Here is a 16,398-nt window from a genome sequence, read left to right as displayed (position 1 = left end):
GGACACCATATGTTCAATACCCACTCCGTCGAAATCGAATGGGCAGGCCGCCCGCTGAAGCTTGAAACGGGCAAGATCGCCCGCCAGGCTGACGGCGCGGTTCTCGCCACCTACGGCGAAACCGTCGTTCTCGCCACCGTTGTTTCGGCCAAGTCGGCCAAGCCCGGCCAGGACTTCTTCCCGCTGACCGTCAACTACCAGGAAAAGACCTACGCCGCCGGCAAGATCCCGGGCGGCTATTTCAAGCGCGAAGGTCGCCCGTCGGAAAAGGAAACGCTGGTTTCCCGCCTGATCGACCGTCCGATCCGCCCGCTCTTCCCGGAAGGCTACAAGAACGAGACCCAGGTCGTCGTTACCGTCATCCAGCACGACCTTGAAAACGATCCGGACGTCTTGTCGATGGTTGCAGCATCCGCTGCCCTGACGATCTCTGGCGTTCCCTTCATGGGCCCGGTTGGCGGCGCACGCGTCGGCTACATCAACGGCGAATACGTTCTGAACCCGCATCTCGACGAGATGGACGAGTCGGTTCTCGACCTCGTCGTTGCCGGCACCCAGGACGCCGTCCTGATGGTCGAGTCGGAAGCCAAGGAACTCAACGAAGAGATCATGCTCGGCGCCGTCATGTTCGGCCACAAGGGCTTCCAGCCGGTTATCGACGCGATCATCAAGCTCGCTGAAGTTGCCGCCAAGGAGCCACGCGATTTCCAGCCGGAAGATCATTCCGCGCTCGAAGCCGAAATGCTGCAGCACTTCGAAGCCGAACTGCGTACCGCCTACAAGAACACGCAGAAGGCTGAACGCTACGCTGCCGTCGACGCCGTCAAGGCGAAGGTCAAGGCACACTTCTTCCCGGAAGGCGTAGAGCCGAAGTACCCGGCCGAAGTCATCGGCGCGACCTTCAAGCACCTGCAGGCGAAGATCGTTCGCTGGAACATCCTCGACACCAAGAGCCGCATCGACGGTCGTGATCTCGAGACCGTTCGCAAGATCGTGTCGGAAGTCGGCATCCTGCCGCGCACCCACGGTTCGGCCCTGTTCACACGCGGCGAAACCCAGGCGATCGTTGTTGCGACGCTCGGCACCGGCGAAGACGAACAGTATGTCGATAGCCTGACCGGCATGTACAAGGAACGCTTCCTTCTGCATTACAACTTCCCTCCCTACTCGGTTGGTGAAACCGGCCGCATGGGTTCCCCAGGACGTCGCGAAATCGGCCACGGCAAGCTCGCATGGCGCGCTATCCGTCCGATGCTGCCAACGGCTGAACAGTTCCCCTACACGCTGCGCGTCGTCTCCGAGATCACCGAGTCGAACGGCTCGTCCTCGATGGCAACCGTCTGCGGCACCTCGCTCGCTCTGATGGACGCTGGCGTCCCGCTCGCAAAGCCTGTTGCCGGTATCGCCATGGGCCTGATCCTCGAAGGCGAACGCTTTGCGGTTCTCTCCGATATCCTCGGTGACGAAGATCATCTCGGCGACATGGACTTCAAGGTTGCAGGTACTGTCGACGGCATCACCTCGCTGCAGATGGACATCAAGATCGCCGGCATCACCGAAGAGATCATGAAGGTCGCGCTCGGCCAGGCACAGGGTGGCCGCAAGCACATCCTCGCCGAAATGGCCAACGCCATCACCGAAGGTCGCTCGGAACTCGGCGAATTCGCACCGCGCATCGAAGTGATGAACATCCCGGTCGACAAGATCCGTGAAGTCATCGGTTCGGGCGGCAAGGTCATCCGCGAAATCGTCGAAAAGACCGGCGCCAAGATCAACATCGAAGACGACGGCACGGTCAAGATTGCCTCCGCCTCCGGCAAGGAAATCGAAGCGGCCCGCAAGTGGATCCATTCGATCGTTGCTGAACCGGAAGTCGGCACCATCTACGAAGGTACCGTTGTGAAGACCGCCGACTTCGGCGCCTTCGTCAACTTCTTCGGCGCCCGCGACGGTCTGGTCCATATCAGCCAGCTCGCTTCCGACCGTGTTGCCAAGACCCAGGACGTGGTCAAGGAAGGTCAGAAGGTCTGGGTCAAGCTGATGGGCTTCGACGAGCGCGGCAAGGTTCGCCTGTCGATGAAGGCCGTCGACCAGGCCACCGGCCAGGAAGTCAAGAAGGCTGACGGCGAAGCTGCCGAATAAGCCCTCGACCTATCGAGAGATCGAGGCGCGGAAGGAATAACTTCCGCGCCTTTTTTGTTTTCACCGACGACACGACCGCCCGAGATCCGATCATGACCCGAGAAGCCCTGAAGACCCTTTTTCATCCCTTCGCCACCGACGCGATCCAAACGCCCGGCGAGGGTGAGCGCATACTGTTTCTGGGTGCGGAAGCGGGCAATGCCCTGCCTGACGGGTTTGATGCCGAGATCACGGCCATCCAGCCGTTCCGCCCACTATTCCGCAGCCTGCGCGACAACGCGTTTCCCGAGCCCGAGGGCGAGGATTACGACGGTGCCCTCGTACTCTGCGGCAAGCATCGCGGCGAAAACGAAAACCGCATTGCCGAAGCGCTTGCGCGGGTAAAGGTTGGCGGCCTGATCGTCGTTGCCGGCGGCAAGGAAGACGGTATCGCACCAATTCGCACGATGCTGCTGAAGCTCGGCATCACGCTGGACTACGCGCCGAAGTATCACGGCGTTGCCATCTGGTTCGGCCGGCCGGAGGATGCGTCTGGCGCGATCCAGGCACTGAAAAAAACGGCCGTCACGGTCGATGGTCGCTTCCAGGCCGCTCCTGGCATGTTCTCGCACGACCGCATCGATCCGGGTTCCGAACTTCTGGTAAGCCGCTTCCCGACGGATTTCGATGGCAATGCCGCCGATTTCGGTGCGGGCTGGGGTTATCTTTCGGTGATGCTGGCCGAGCGTTCGCCCCGCGTGAACCGTATCGACCTGTTCGAGGCCGATCACCGGGCGTTGGAATTTGCAAAGCAGAACGTTGCGCACAATTGCCCGGATCTCGAAGCCCGCTTCTTCTGGCAGGATCTGGGAACCGAGCCGCCAAAGGAAAAATACGACCTCGTCATCATGAACCCGCCCTTCCACGAGACGCAGGCTGCGGATCCGGAACTGGGCAAGACGATGATCCGCACGGCTGCGGGCGCGCTGAGAAGCGGCGGAAGGCTTATGCTGGTCGCCAATCGCGGCATGCAATACGAGCCGGTGCTCGAGGAAGCGTTCCGGGAATACGGCGAAACCTGCCGCAACGCCCGCTTCAAGATCCTGTGGGCGAAGAAGTAACGTCACCCCTCAAAATCTAGGATTGCCCGTCCCGACAGCTCGAATGCACACTGAAGTTGCGTTCGAGCTGTCGGGGTTTTTGTATGAAAGGCGTTGTTTCAGCACTTCTGCTCTTGATCGCCACTGAAACGGCGAGCGCCGAAGAGCCGCGCGCCAGTGTTCGCTTGACCTGGGAATGGTTCAACACCGCGGAAACCTATCGCAAATACAAGGTCAAAGGGCCGGATGACCTTCGCATTGCCGCGCATTACTTCCGGCTCGCGGCCAAGAACGGCAACGCTGCGGCAGCATACAAGCTCGGTGAAGCTTATGAGATAGGCTCAGGTGTCCCACTCGATCTTCCGGAAGCGCTCCGCTGGTATCGCCAGTCCGCCGACGCTGGCGACATGCATGCGGAGCTGAAGGTCGGCTGGTTCTATCAGAAGGGCTTGAGCCTGCGGGCTGATCCATCACGGGCTGTCGAATGGTACGAGCGCTCCGCCAGCAAAGGCAACCTGTGGGCCCATCATATGCTGGCCTTCATGTTGATGGACGGGGAGGGGGTCGCAAAGAACCTCGCCCTTGCGCAAAGTTATTTCGAAAAGAGCCTGCCTTTCACGCACGATCACTGGGCGCAGCTGAAGCTGGCGCAGTTGATCCGGTCGAGCGATCCACGTCGCTCCAAAGAACTGCTCAAGCAGTCAGCGAGTGCCGGCAATGCCGACGCGGTCCGGGAATTGAACTCAAATTGAAAGTGCCCGCCGTCCCAGGGATCGCACGCGTCGGATGCTACTGAGCGTCGGACTTGCGCAGTCTGTCGAGGCTTGGCAGTGAGGTGATGCTGTATCCGGCATCGACGTAATGCACTTCGCCGGTCACACCGCGGGAGAGATCCGACAGCAGATAGAGTGCCGATCCGCCGATGTCCTCGATCGTGGCAGTGCGGCGCAACGGCGCGTTCTGCTGGTTCCAGGCGTAGATCGCCCGTGCATCGGAAATCCCGGCGCCGGCAAGCGTGCGCACGGGGCCGGCGGAGATCGTGTTGACGCGGATGTCGTTCGGGCCGAAATCGGCGGCCAGATACCGCACCGAGGCTTCAAGCGCTGCCTTGGCAACGCCCATCACGTTGTAGTTCGGAATGACGCGCTGTGAACCGTTATAGGTCAGCGTCAGCATAGAGCCGCCATCCGGCATCAGGGCTGCGGCGCGCTTGGCGATTTCCGTGAAGGAAAAGCAGGAGATTACCATCGTGCGCGAGAAATTCTCGCGCGTCGTGTCGGCGTAGAGGCCCTTCAGCTCGTTCTTGTCGGAGAAGCCGATGGCATGAACGAGAAAGTCGATCGTGCCCCAGCGTTCGCGCAGCGCTTCAAACGTTGCGTCGACCGACGTGATGTCTTCGACGTCGCAGGGAACCACGAAATCTGAGCCGAGTTCGGCGGCAAGCGGTCTGACCCGCTTGCCAAGCGCCTCACCCTGATAGGTGAAAGCCACTTCCGCACCCTGTGCCGCGACCGCCTTGGCAATTCCCCAGGCGATCGAGTGGTTGTTGGCAACGCCCATGATCAGGCCGCGCTTGCCCTGCATGATCCCGGACATCAAATTATCCGTTATGACGCTGGAAGACGAGCGTAGCGTTGGTGCCGCCGAAGCCGAAGGAGTTGGAGAGCACAGTGTCGATCTTGGCATTGTCGATCCGCTTGCGAACGATCGGCACGCCGTCGAATTCCGGATCCAGCGTCTGGATGTGCGCGCTCTCGCCGATAAAGCGTTCCTGCATCATCAGCAGACCGTAGATCGATTCCTGCACGCCGGCACCGCCGAGCGAGTGGCCGGTCAGCGACTTGGTCGACTGGATGTGCGGGATCTTGTCCTTGAACACTTCGCGGATGGCGCCGATTTCCTTGGAATCGCCAACCGGTGTCGAGGTGCCGTGGGTGTTGATGTAGTCGACCTCACCTTCCACGTTGGCAAGCGCCTGACGCATGCAGCGGATTGCGCCTTCGCCTGATGGTGCGACCATGTCGTAGCCATCGGATGTTGCGCCGTAGCCGGTGAGTTCCGCATAGATCTTGGCGCCGCGCGCCTTGGCATGCTCCAGCTCTTCAAGCACGAGAACGCCTGCACCGCCGGCGATGACGAAACCGTCGCGGTCGGCGTCATAGGCGCGCGAAGCCGTCGCCGGCTGGTCGTTGTACTTGGAGGACATGGCGCCCATCGCGTCGAACAGGTTCGACATGGTCCAGTCGAGGTCTTCGTGGCCGCCGGCGAACATCACGTCCTGCTTGCCCCACTGGATCATCTCCGCGGCATTGCCGATGCAATGCGCAGACGTCGAGCAGGCCGACGAGATCGAGTAGTTGACGCCGTGGATCTTGAACCAGGTCGCAAGCGTTGCCGACGCCGTCGAAGACATCGCCTTCGGCACGGCAAAAGGACCGATCCGCTTCGGGCTGTTGTTCTTGATCGTCGTCTCGGCCGCTTCGATCAGGGTGCGGGTGGAAGGACCGCCCGAACCCATGATGATGCCGGTGCGCTCGTTCTCGCTGTAATCCTTTTCCTCAAGTCCGGAATCGGCCAGCGCCTGCTTCATCGCCACATGGTTCCACGCTCCACCCTGGGAGAGGAAGCGCATGGCGCGGCGATCGACGAGTTCCGTCGTATCGATGTTGGGCTTGCCCCAGACCTGGCACTTGAAGCCGTGCTCGGCGAAATCCGGCGAGAAAGAAATACCGGACTTTGCCTGCCGCAGGGACTCGGTGACTTCGGCTGCGTCGTTACCGATCGAGGACACGATACCGAGCCCAGTGACAACTACCCGTCTCATTTCATCAAACCTTTGTTGTTTTCGACAGCTGCGCTTTTCAAGCAGTTCAGGCGGTCTTTTCCTTGGACAGACCCACGCGGAGGTCCGTCGCCTGATAGATGGTCTCGCCATCGGCCTTCAGCCAGCCGTCGGCGGTGCCCAGCACGAGGCGACCCCTCATGACGCGCTTGAAGTCGATGCCATATTCCAGAAGCTTGGTGTCCGGGCGGATCATGCCCTTGAACTTCACTTCGCCGGTCGAAAGCGCCATGCCGCGGCCGGGTTCACCCAGCCAGCCCAGGAAGAAGCCGGTCAGCTGCCACATGCCGTCAAGGCCAAGGCAGCCCGGCATGATCGGGTTGCCTTCGAAATGGCAGGGGAAATACCAGTCGTCCGGACGCACGTCGTATTCAGCGCGGATGTAACCCTTGTCGAAGGCGCCGCCGGTTTCCGAGATCTCCGTGATCCGGTGGACCATCAGCATGGGCGGCAACGGCAGCTGCGCATTGCCGGGACCAAACAGATCACCGTGGGCGCAAGAGAGGATTTCTTCGTAGCTGAAGCTGGACTGTCTGGTGGACATGAATTTCCGTTTCCCCCCGTTTGAAGCTTTTGTTTCCCAAGCTTTAGAGCAATATGGGCCGAAATTGAAGTCTTGCCATGAAAACACAGGTGCTGTCTGGGGAAGACTGCAGCTGCGGAAGCATCGCATTCAGGTCCGCATATAGGAAGCGGAGAGCGCAAACCAGTGGTAAAACACCGAAAATTAGCGTTTTTGCCGACCGCGGAAGGACGTGCTAAGGGACACTATTGAAAGAATTCATCTTAAAAGTTATATCGGAAATCAGATTAGATCCCGTGTGACGAAACGGTTGGAGCCGAAGCACATATGGCGGATGCCATGCCGAACATCGAGATTAGATTGCGCCATTGCGGCCTTCGACCGACGAGGCAGCGCGTCGCGTTGGCGGATCTGTTGTTTGCAAAGGGTGATCGGCATCTGACGGTCGAGGAACTGCACGCGGAAGCCACGGAAGCCGGCGTGCCGGTCTCGCTCGCCACCGTCTATAATACCCTCCACCAGTTTACCGAGGCAGGCCTCATCCGCGTTCTCGCGGTGGAGAGCGCACGCACCTATTTCGACACCAATATTTCCGATCACCATCACTTCTTTGTCGAAGGGCGCAACGAGGTTTTGGATATCCCGATCAGCAATCTCGAAATCGGCAATCTCCCGGATGCGCCCGAGGGCATGGAAATCGCCCATGTCGACGTCATCATCCGGCTGCGCGAAAAGCGCGGCTAATCCTTGGCCTTGCCCTTGATCGCCTCGTCTGCCGGTCGCCCCGGACGTGACTTGTAGCGTGGCAGCGTCCAGCCGTAATGGATCGCGCCGCCCCGCAAGGCGAAGGCGACACATACCCCAAAGCCTGAACTGACATATTGCGGAAAACCGAGCGCTTGTGCCGCCGTGAACGCGGCCGCGCCGGCGATCGCGGCCGTGATATAGATTTCCGAGCGCAGCAGCACGGAAGGCTCGTTTGCGAGAAGATCGCGCAGGATCCCGCCGAATGCCGCCGTCAGCGCGCCGGTGATGATCGCGATCGTGGGTGATCCGGTCGCGGCCAGGCCCTTGGCCGCACCCAGCACGGTGTAAGCGGCAAGGCCCACCGCATCGAGCCAGATCAGCAAGCGATAGCGCCATTCGACCCGGTGTGCCGTCAGGTAGACGAGAACGCCGGTTACGACGCAGATCAGGATATAGGTCGGGTCGAGAACCCAGAAGACCGGGGTACGGCCAAGAATGATGTCACGCACCGTGCCGCCGCCGAGCCCGGTCACGGCTGCAAAGAACAAAAACCCGATGAGATCGAGCTCCTTTCTTGATGCCGCAAGCGCACCGGTTGCGGCAAACACCGCGATGCCGGCATAATCGAGGATCATCAGCAGGGACATTCCATTCTCCAGCGTCGCGCAAGTGCATTGCTCTAGATGATCACGCTAACGACAGCAACGGCATCTCCGGCCAGGTCCGATGATGTCATGAACAGATGATTTGAGAATATGGGTAGGTGCGGTGAATAAGGTCTTGATACTTCTGGTCGCTCTCGTCCTGCTGCCGACCTTCGCGTCAGCCCAGCAGAAACTGTTCAGCGATCCGGAAGTCACGGAAAAGAGCCATTTCCAGAAAACCTGCGGAAAAGTCGAGTTCGGTCCGGGCTTCGTCAAACGTTTCGACATCAACAATGATGGCATAACGGACGTCGTCACCGATCACAGCGACCTGACGTGCGACGGCGTTCGCGGCCCCAAATGCAATGCAGATGGCTGCCCGCAGAACTTCTACGTCCAGGCGAAGGAGGGCGGCTATATCATGATCGCCACCGCCCAGATCTATGGCTACGATTTCGTCCAGTATTTCGGCAACATGGTGTTCATGCTGCAGATGCATCCGCGGTTCTGCGAGCGCACCGATGCCGCGCCCTGCGTCATGCGGGTCCGCGTCCGCGGCGGCCGTTTCGTGACGATCTCGAAACAGTAATCACGGCCCCTTTAGGGATCAGGGCGCCTTGATGCTGTCGATACGGCCCGCGAACCTATAGCCGAGAACGGCCATCCACTCCCGTGCAGCCGTCGCCGTCAGCTGCGCATTGAGCGCCGGCTGGGTAAAATCGAGCTTGGCGGCTACGATGCCGCTGGTGCGAAAGTCGGTCGGCCACGGGCGAACCTGAATGCCCGCCTTCTGAAACAGGGCGACGGAACGGGGCATGTGGAAGGCCGAGGTGATCAGCGCGCAATCGCTGAAACCCTGCTGTTTCAGGATGTCGGCCGTATTCTGCGTATTCTCGTAGGTGGTGCGCGACGTGTTTTCCTTCACTACCCGGTCCGGCGCTATGCCGAAGGCTGTGAAGAAGCGTTCGGACGCTTGCGCTTCGCCTTCATAGACGCCGCTGAACGACCCGTCGCCGCCGGAAATCAGGATGCGCGACTGCGGAAATTGCAGCGCCAGCCGACCCGCTTCGATAAAGCGGTCCGCCGCCTGGTTGAATTCGATGCCACCCCGCGCCGCCGTCACCTCGCTCTCGAAGGCGCCGCCGAGAATGATCATGCAGGAGAGGTCGGCAGGATCGGTTGCCGGCTTCGGGTAGCGAGCTTCGAGGGACTGCAGCGCCAAAGCGCCCGCCGTCGTATAGAGCGTCACGAACAGGGTGAGCGCGCACAGAAGTGCCGAGATGCCGGAAAGCTTCCGCAGGCCGAAAAGTCCGAAGAGAGCGGCAAGGGCCGAAAGCAGGAAGGCGATGGAAAGCGGCTGTGCGAGCAGCCAGATCAGCTTGGAAATAAAAAACATGGACCGTCGTCTGTTTGAGTCCCGGCCAGTCTATCCTGTCGCGGGCCGATGGTGAACGCGGCAACGGTCACTCTGTCTTGAGATAGTCTTCAACGCCGCGCGCCGCAGCAAGGCCCGTGGCAAAGCAGGCGGTCAGAAGATAGCCGCCGGTCGGCGCCTCCCAGTCGAGCATCTCGCCGGCTGCGAACAGACCGGGACGCCGCTTGAGCATATAGCCGCTATCGAGCTCGTCCCAGGCAATGCCACCGGCCGTCGAGATCGCTTCCGCAATCGGGCGGGGGCGAAGCAGCGGGATCGGCAGGGACTTGATCGCCCGCGCCAGATCCTCCGGCGGCATCCGGTTCACATCCGGTATCAGTTCGCGCAGCAGGGCCGCCTTGACGCCGTCGAGGCCTGCACCCTTGCGCAACCGGTTGGAAAAGCTTGCTTTGACATCCTGCCGCGAGAGATCGCGCACGAGACGCTCGACGCTTCGGCCCGGCATCAGGTCGACATCAAGCACCGCCTGGCCATCCCTGTTGATCAACTCACGCAGGACTGCCGAATGCGCATAGACAAGGCTGCCTTCGATCCCGTGTTTCGAGATCACGAACTCGCCCTGATACGTGCCCGCATCCGATCGCGTCGAGACGGATTTGAGCGGTGCTCCAGAAAACCGCTCGACGAACACGTCGCTCCACGCAACGTCGAAGCCGCAATTGGCAGCCTGGAGCTCGGATATCGCAATCCCCTCGGCCTTCAGCCACGGCACCCATGCCGCATCCGAACCGAGCCTTGGCCAGCTTGCGCCCCCGAGCGCCAGAATGACGGCGTCCGGGCGAATGAGAAGGTCGCCATCAACAGTTTCGAATCTGTAACCGCCGCCTTCGAACCCCGTCCAGCGATGGCGCGTCTTCAGCACGACACCCTGCTTGTCCAGGCGGCTAAGCCAGGCGCGCAGCAGTGGCGATGCCTTCATGGCAACCGGAAAAACCCGGCCCGACGTTCCGACGAATGTTTCCGTCCCGAGCTCCTGTGCCCAGGCGCGAACATCCGACGGTGTGAACGCGTCAAGCGCCGGTTGTATCCGCGACGAAGACAAGCCGAAGCGACCGGCAAACCGGGCAAAATCCTCCGCATGGGTGATATTGAGCCCGGACTTTCCGGCCAGCAGAAACTTCCGCCCGAAGGTCGGCATCGCCTCGTAAACGGTCACCGAAAATCCTGCGGCGGAAAGATGCTCCGCCGCCATCAGTCCCGCCGGCCCACCGCCTATGATCGCAACCTGTCTGCTCATGATCTCCGGTTACGGCAGATCACCCCGTTTTGCCATAGCCCCCAGCCGTTGGTGTCGTCACGGTCACCGCTTCGCCCGCCTCGATCACCGTCTGGGCACAGCCCGGAAGTGTCTCGATCGAGCCGTCGAGCCTGCGCACGGTGGTGATGCCAAGCTCTCCCTCTCCGCCGCCGTCAAGGCCGTGCGGGTGAAGCGTTCGATGCGAGGAGAGGATGGCGCAATCCATCGTTTCGAGAAACCGGATCGTCCGCTTCGTGCCGTCGCCTGCCGCAAACTGCCCCTGTCCGCCGGAATTGTCGCGGATGTGGAAATCTTCGAGCAGCACCGGATAGCGCGTCTCCAGGATTTCCGGGTCGGTGAGACGCGAGTTGGTCATGTGCACATGGACAGCGTCGGTGCCCGCAAAACCGCTGCCGTCGTTGAAACGACCTGCCGGCGAACCGGAGCACAGCGTCTCGTAATACTGGTAGGTGGCGTTGCCGAAGGTCAGGTTGTTCATCGTGCCCTGGCTTGCCGCGATGGCACCCAGCGCGCCGAACAGCGCATTCGTCACGTGCTGCGACGTCTCGACATTGCCGGCAACGACCGCTGCCGGATATTGCGGCTTGAGCATCGAACCATCTGGCACGATGATCCGGATCGGCTTCAGGCACCCGGCATTCATCGGGATTGAGCTCTCCACCATCACGCGGAACACGTAAAGAACAGCTGCGCGCGTCACCGGTTCGGGTGCGTTGAAATTGTTCTTCTTCTGCTCGCTGGTGCCGGTAAAATCGACCGTCGCCTCGCGCTTTTGCCTGTCGATGGTGATCTTGACCTTGATCGTGCTGCGCTGGTCGGTGGCATAGGAGAACTCTGCGTCGCCAAGTTTTTCCAGCACGCGGCGAACGCTTTCCTCCGCATTGTCCTGCACGTGGCCCATATAAGCCTGCACGACATCCAGCCCGAACTGCGCGATCATCCGGCGCATTTCGTAGACGCCCTTTTCATTGGCCGCGATCTGCGCTCTCAGGTCTGCGACGTTCTGAGCGACGTTGCGGGCAGGGTAGGGATGGTCGGACAGGAGGTTGGTGATGCCCGCCTCGTCGAACCGGCCGCGGTCGACCAGAAGCACGTTGTCGAACAGCACGCCTTCCTCATCCACTGTCGTTGCCAGCGGCGTCATCGATCCCGGCGCGGTCCCGCCGACATCGGCATGGTGACCGCGCGAGGCGACGTAGAACAGGATTTTCTCACCCGCGTCATCGAATACCGGTGTGACCACGGTAATATCGGGCAGATGCGTGCCACCATTGTAAGGCGCGTTCAACGCAAACACGTCGCCGGGACGGATCTTGCCCCGGTTCTGCGCGATGATGCTTTCGACGGAGCGGTCCATCGATCCGAGATGAACCGGCATATGCGGTGCATTGGCGACCAGAGCGCCGTTCTCGTCGAACACGGCGCAGGAGAAATCCAGTCGTTCCTTGATGTTGACGGACGACGCCGTGTTCTGCAGCGTCACGCCCATCTGCTCGGCAATCGACATGAACAGGTTGTTGAAGACCTCAAGCAGAACCGGATCGGCCTGGGTGCCGACAGCCTTGCCACGCGACAACGTGACGATGCGCTTTAGGACCACGTGGTTGAGCCGGGTCACTTCGAATGCCCAGCCATCCTCGATCACGATGGTCTGGTGCGGCTCGACGATCAGGCAGGGACCGTTTGCCCGCGCGCCGGGTCTGATGTCGGCACGGCGATAGACAGGTGCCTCGCGCCATGCGCCGGTGGAATAGAAACGCGTGCGCTCCGCAGCCGTTGGAGCCGCGTCGTCCAGCGCAAACTCGGGCTCCGATGCATCGGCACCGCCACCGATCGCCTCGACCTCGTAGGCCTCGAAGATGATCTCGCGGTTTTCGAAGATAAAGCCGAACTGCTTCCGGTGGACAGTCTCGAACGCGGCCGTCATCTCCCCGGCATCTGTCACCGCGACCGAGAGGGTCGTATCCGTTCCCTGATAGCGAAGATGAGCACGGTGTAGCACCTCGGTCTGCGCTTGAGCCACGCCCTGCGAACCCATTTCGGCGAGCACGCTTGTCGACATTTCGTCGCGTACCGGGTCGAGCGACGCCAATGCTTCGGAAAGCGGCCGCGAAACCGTCCGTTGGCGGGTAGCGCGGATATCGGCGAGACCCATCCCGTAGGCAGACAGGATACCGGAAAACGGATGGATCAGGACCGTCGAGATACCGAGCGCGTCCGCTGTCAGGCAGGCGTGCTGACCACCGGCGCCACCGAAACAGGTCAGCGCGTAATGCGTGACATCGTAGCCGCGCTGGACACTGATTTTTTTGACGGCATTGGCCATGTTCTCGACCGCGATGGCAAGAAAGCCATCCGCCACCTGTTCCGGCGTGCGGCCATCGCCGACCACCGTCGCCATCTCCTCGAAGGCTTTCCGCACGGCACCGGCATCCAGTGGCTCGTCGCGGTTTGGCCCGAAAATCCTAGGGAAGAGTTCTGGTGAAAGCTTGCCCAGCATCACGTTCGCATCGGTGACGGTAAGCGGTCCGCCGCGGCGATAGGCCTTCGGGCCGGGATTGGCGCCGGCGGAATCCGGGCCGACGCGGAACCGACCGTTTTCGAAATGCAGGATAGAGCCCCCGCCGGCCGCGACCGTGTGGATCGACATCATCGGCGCGCGCATCCGCACGCCAGCGACTTCGGTCTCGAACGAACGTTCAAGCTCTCCGTCATAGTGCGAAACATCGGTGGACGTGCCGCCCATGTCGAAGCCGACCATTCTGTCGAACCCGGCAAGTCGCGAGGTTTCGACCGCGCCAACGACGCCGCCGGCCGGGCCTGACAGGATTGCGTCCTTGCCCTGAAACAGTCGTGCCGCGGTAAGGCCCCCAGACGACTGCATGAACATCAGCTGCGGTCCCTCAGAACCGGCAGTCTCCGCATCCGTGCCAAGCTCGCTCGCCACCTGATCGACGTAACGGCGCAGGATCGGTGAGAGATAGGCGTCGACGACGGTCGTGTCGCCGCGGCCGACCAGCTTGATCAGTGGCGAAACCTCATGGCTGACCGAGACCTGAGCAAAGCCGATCTCGCGGGCGATCGTTGCAACGAGCTGTTCATGAGCCGGATAACGATAGGCATGCATGAAGACGATAGCGATCGCACGGTAGCCCGCATCGAACTGCGCCTGAAGGTCCGCGCGCACCGTCGCCTCGTCCGGCTCCGCCTCGACTTCTCCGTCGGCACGCACGCGTTCTTCGACTTCCACGACCGCCGTGTAGAGCAGTTCGGGCTTCACGATCTTCTTGGCAAAGATGTCGGTTCGGGCCTGATAACCGATCGCCAGCGCATCTTTGAAGCCGCGTGTGGTGACGAGAAGCGTCCGCTCGCCCTTGCGCTCCAGCAGCGCATTGGTGGCGACGGTCGTTCCCATTTTAACAGCGCCGACCAGTTCGGCCGGAATAGGTTGCCCAGCTTCGACCTGCAGCAACTCGCGAATGCCCTGCACGGCAGCATCGCGATAGGCTTCGGGATTTTCCGAAAGGACCTTGTGGGCCACAAGTGTCCCATCCGGCTTGCGCCCAACGATATCGGTAAATGTGCCGCCGCGGTCGATCCAGAAATCCCACTTGTCCTGCGCCATGCAATGCCCCCGTAACGATCGATTTGAGGCCACGAGAACATTTCGTCGATAAAACGTCAATGATCGATTGACAGGAAAATGCCCAGTACGGCATCATGCCTTTATAACAGGCAAAGTGGCCAGAAGAGCCGCGCCGCAAAGGCAACCGAGGGGAAGCCATATGAGCGATCTACGCATTCTTGTGCGGAGGGCAAACTGTGTCCACCGTTGATCCACGCCACAGCATCTTCCCCGAATGGCTCCGTAAAGGGTTGGACGGTTTGTACCTCGTGTCCGGCTGGCTGGCCGGGCTTTTCCTGATTGCGATCTTCCTCATCATGCTCGCGCTTTCCGCAGGTCGCCCGCTTGGGATAGACGTTCCGGCCGGCGACGATTTCGCATCCTGGGCAATGGCGGCGTCTGCCTTCCTCGGTCTCGCCCATACATTCCGCTCCGGCGAAATGATCCGCGTCGGCTTGCTGGTGGAAAGGTTCACCGGCCGTACCCGCCAGATGGTCGAGATTTTTGCCCTGCTGGTTGGGTCCGCCGCTGCCCTCTATTTCGCCTGGTACGCTTTCGACATGAACGTCACGTCGTGGCGGTTCAACGATCTTGCCCAAGGCGTCATCGCCATGCCGCTGTGGATCCCCCAGATCGGTTTTTCCGGCGGCCTGATCATCCTCGCTGTCGCCATGACGGACGAGCTTCTGCATGTGCTTTTCGGCGGGGCACCCCGCTATGAAAAGCCGCCTGCGGAAACGGCCGAAGAAGTAATTGAACGCGCAATGCAGAGCGGGGCCTGACGCATGGGAACGATTGAACTCGTTGAAATCGCCGGCGTCGTCCTCGTCGCGCTGCTGGCGCTTCTGGCCGCCGGAGTCTGGATCGGCTTCTCGCTGCTCATCTGCGGCCTGATTGCCATGCTTTTCGTGCCGGGCATCCCGTTTGGCGCGGTGCTGGCCACCAACTCCTGGAGCAACGGCGCGTCCTGGTCGCTGGCGGCGCTGCCGCTGTTTGTCTGGATGGGCGAAATCCTTTTCAGGACAAAGCTGTCCGAAGAGATGTTCCGGGGTTTGGCACCCTGGCTTGGCTGGCTCCCGGGCAGGCTCATGCATGTCAACGTTCTCGGATGCGGCCTGTTCGGCTCGATCTCAGGTTCCTCGGCTGCAACCACGGCAATGATTGCCAAGATCGCCCTGCCGGAATTGAAGAAGCGCGGCTATGACGAAATGGTCAGTCTCGGCTCGCTGGCCGGTGCCGGCACGCTCGGCATTCTCATTCCGCCGTCGATCACCATGGTCGTCTATGCGGTCGCCGCCAACGTTTCGATCATCCAGATCTTCCTCGCCGGATTCCTGCCGAGCCTGATCGTGATGGTCCTCTATTGCGGCTATATCGTCGTCTGGTCGCTGCTCAACCCCGACAAGCAGCCGCCTGCGCCGCCGAAAATGAGCTTCAAAGAAAAACTGAAGGAATCGGCCAATCTCATTCCGGTCAGCCTTCTGATCATCCTCGTCTTCGCAACACTGTTGCTCGGCTGGGCCACAGCGACAGAATGTGCGGCCTGGGGTGTGGCCGGCTCGCTCGCCATTGCCGCCTGGTCGAAAACGCTCAGCTGGAAGTCCTTCTGGGACAGCGTCATGGGTGCGACACGTCTCACCTGCATGATCATGCTGATCCTGACGGGTGCCGGCTTCATGTCGATCGCCATGGGATATACCGGCATTCCGAACGCGCTGGCTGCCTGGGTCGATAGCTTCAACCTCAGCCCTTACGCGCTGATCGCGGTGCTGACGATCATGTATATTCTGCTTGGTGCGGCACTGGATGGTCTTTCGATGATCGTCCTCACCACGGTTGTCGTTTTGCCGATGATCCAGCAGGCCGGCTTCGACCTCGTCTGGTTCGGCATCTTCCTGGTGCTGATCGTCGAGATGGCGGAGGTCTCTCCGCCCGTGGGCTTCAATCTCTTCGTCCTGCAGACGATGAGCGGGCGCGATAGCCTCACGGTGGCAAAAGCCTCGCTGCCATTCTTTTTCCTGCTTGTGGCGACCGTCGCCATCATTACGGTTTTCCCGGAAATCGTGATGGTTCTGCCGAAAATGGCATTCCCGGGTTAATCAC

14 protein-coding genes are annotated in these 16,398 nt (G+C 60.9%); 7 read left to right on the top strand and 7 right to left on the bottom strand.

Going from position 1 to position 16,398, the window contains the following annotated elements:
- Positions 1 to 9: 9 nt before the first annotated feature.
- The 3 genes from pnp (at position 10) to ASG19_RS06275 (ending at position 3,973) form a co-directional block, all read left to right on the top strand.
- A complete protein-coding gene (gene pnp / locus ASG19_RS06285) occupies positions 10 to 2,142 on the top strand; it encodes a polyribonucleotide nucleotidyltransferase (protein ID WP_062454253.1) in 2,133 nt (710 codons plus the stop codon).
- Between the two features lie 92 nt (positions 2,143 to 2,234).
- Entirely contained in the window at positions 2,235 to 3,242 is a 1,008-nt protein-coding gene (locus ASG19_RS06280; RefSeq protein ID WP_062454252.1) for a class I SAM-dependent methyltransferase, read from the top strand.
- 83 nt (positions 3,243 to 3,325) lie between these two features.
- On the top strand, positions 3,326 to 3,973 hold the full coding sequence (locus tag ASG19_RS06275) for a tetratricopeptide repeat protein (protein ID WP_062454251.1): 648 nt from the start codon (positions 3,326 to 3,328) through the stop codon (positions 3,971 to 3,973).
- Positions 3,974 to 4,010: 37 nt separating this feature from the next.
- Here the strand turns inward: ASG19_RS06275 and fabI are convergent, their stop codons facing one another.
- Genes fabI through fabA form a run of 3 tightly spaced genes read right to left on the bottom strand, consistent with a single transcriptional unit; the run spans position 4,011 to position 6,607 of the window.
- The gene (gene fabI / locus ASG19_RS06270; protein ID WP_062454250.1) at positions 4,011 to 4,817 is read right to left on the bottom strand and encodes an enoyl-ACP reductase FabI; all 807 of its coding nucleotides are present in this window, start codon (positions 4,815 to 4,817) and stop codon (positions 4,011 to 4,013) included.
- 4 nt (positions 4,818 to 4,821) lie between these two features.
- Positions 4,822 to 6,045: a beta-ketoacyl-ACP synthase I gene (gene fabB / locus ASG19_RS06265; protein WP_062454249.1), complete on the bottom strand. Its 1,224-nt coding sequence runs from the start codon at positions 6,043 to 6,045 to the stop codon at positions 4,822 to 4,824.
- 46 nt (positions 6,046 to 6,091) lie between these two features.
- A complete protein-coding gene (gene fabA / locus ASG19_RS06260; RefSeq protein WP_062454248.1) occupies positions 6,092 to 6,607 on the bottom strand; it encodes a 3-hydroxyacyl-[acyl-carrier-protein] dehydratase FabA in 516 nt (171 codons plus the stop codon).
- 306 nt (positions 6,608 to 6,913) lie between these two features.
- Between fabA and irrA the strand changes: the two genes are divergently transcribed.
- Positions 6,914 to 7,330 (top strand): iron response transcriptional regulator IrrA, encoded by a 417-nt coding sequence (irrA, locus tag ASG19_RS06255; protein ID WP_062454247.1) that lies wholly within the window; start codon positions 6,914 to 6,916, stop codon positions 7,328 to 7,330.
- On the opposite strand, the gene ASG19_RS06250 is transcribed toward irrA, so the two are convergent.
- Positions 7,327 to 7,980, bottom strand: a complete 654-nt coding sequence (locus tag ASG19_RS06250) for a trimeric intracellular cation channel family protein (RefSeq protein WP_062454246.1) — start codon at positions 7,978 to 7,980, stop codon at positions 7,327 to 7,329. The genes irrA and ASG19_RS06250 overlap by 4 nt on opposite strands.
- Before the next feature lie 121 nt (positions 7,981 to 8,101).
- Between ASG19_RS06250 and ASG19_RS06245 the strand changes: the two genes are divergently transcribed.
- Entirely contained in the window at positions 8,102 to 8,566 is a 465-nt protein-coding gene (locus ASG19_RS06245) for a hypothetical protein (protein ID WP_092664052.1), read from the top strand.
- Between the two features lie 18 nt (positions 8,567 to 8,584).
- On the opposite strand, the gene ASG19_RS06240 is transcribed toward ASG19_RS06245, so the two are convergent.
- From ASG19_RS06240 to ASG19_RS06230, 3 genes are all read right to left on the bottom strand, one after another.
- Positions 8,585 to 9,373, bottom strand: coding sequence for a YdcF family protein (locus tag ASG19_RS06240; protein WP_062454245.1), 789 nt, complete (start codon positions 9,371 to 9,373; stop codon positions 8,585 to 8,587).
- A 67-nt stretch (positions 9,374 to 9,440) separates the two neighbouring features.
- Positions 9,441 to 10,652, bottom strand: coding sequence for a TIGR03862 family flavoprotein (locus ASG19_RS06235; RefSeq protein ID WP_162238131.1), 1,212 nt, complete (start codon positions 10,650 to 10,652; stop codon positions 9,441 to 9,443).
- 16 nt (positions 10,653 to 10,668) lie between these two features.
- Complete coding sequence (locus ASG19_RS06230) at positions 10,669 to 14,295, bottom strand: hydantoinase B/oxoprolinase family protein (RefSeq protein ID WP_062454243.1); 3,627 nt, start codon at positions 14,293 to 14,295, stop codon at positions 10,669 to 10,671.
- Between the two features lie 197 nt (positions 14,296 to 14,492).
- On the opposite strand from ASG19_RS06230, the gene ASG19_RS06225 reads away from it, so the two are divergent.
- Positions 14,493 to 15,077 carry a TRAP transporter small permease gene (locus ASG19_RS06225; protein WP_062454242.1) on the top strand — a complete coding sequence of 195 codons (585 nt, stop codon included), beginning with the start codon at positions 14,493 to 14,495 and terminating at the stop codon, positions 15,075 to 15,077.
- Positions 15,078 to 15,080: 3 nt separating this feature from the next.
- Positions 15,081 to 16,394: a TRAP transporter large permease subunit gene (locus ASG19_RS06220; protein ID WP_062454241.1), complete on the top strand. Its 1,314-nt coding sequence runs from the start codon at positions 15,081 to 15,083 to the stop codon at positions 16,392 to 16,394.
- Positions 16,395 to 16,398: the final 4 nt, after the last annotated feature.

This window comes from Rhizobium sp. Leaf306 (genome assembly GCF_001423425.1).
In the GTDB taxonomy this organism is placed as follows: Bacteria; Pseudomonadota; Alphaproteobacteria; order Rhizobiales; family Rhizobiaceae; genus Neorhizobium; species Neorhizobium soli.
This window is presented reverse-complemented; position numbering and strand designations above follow the sequence as displayed.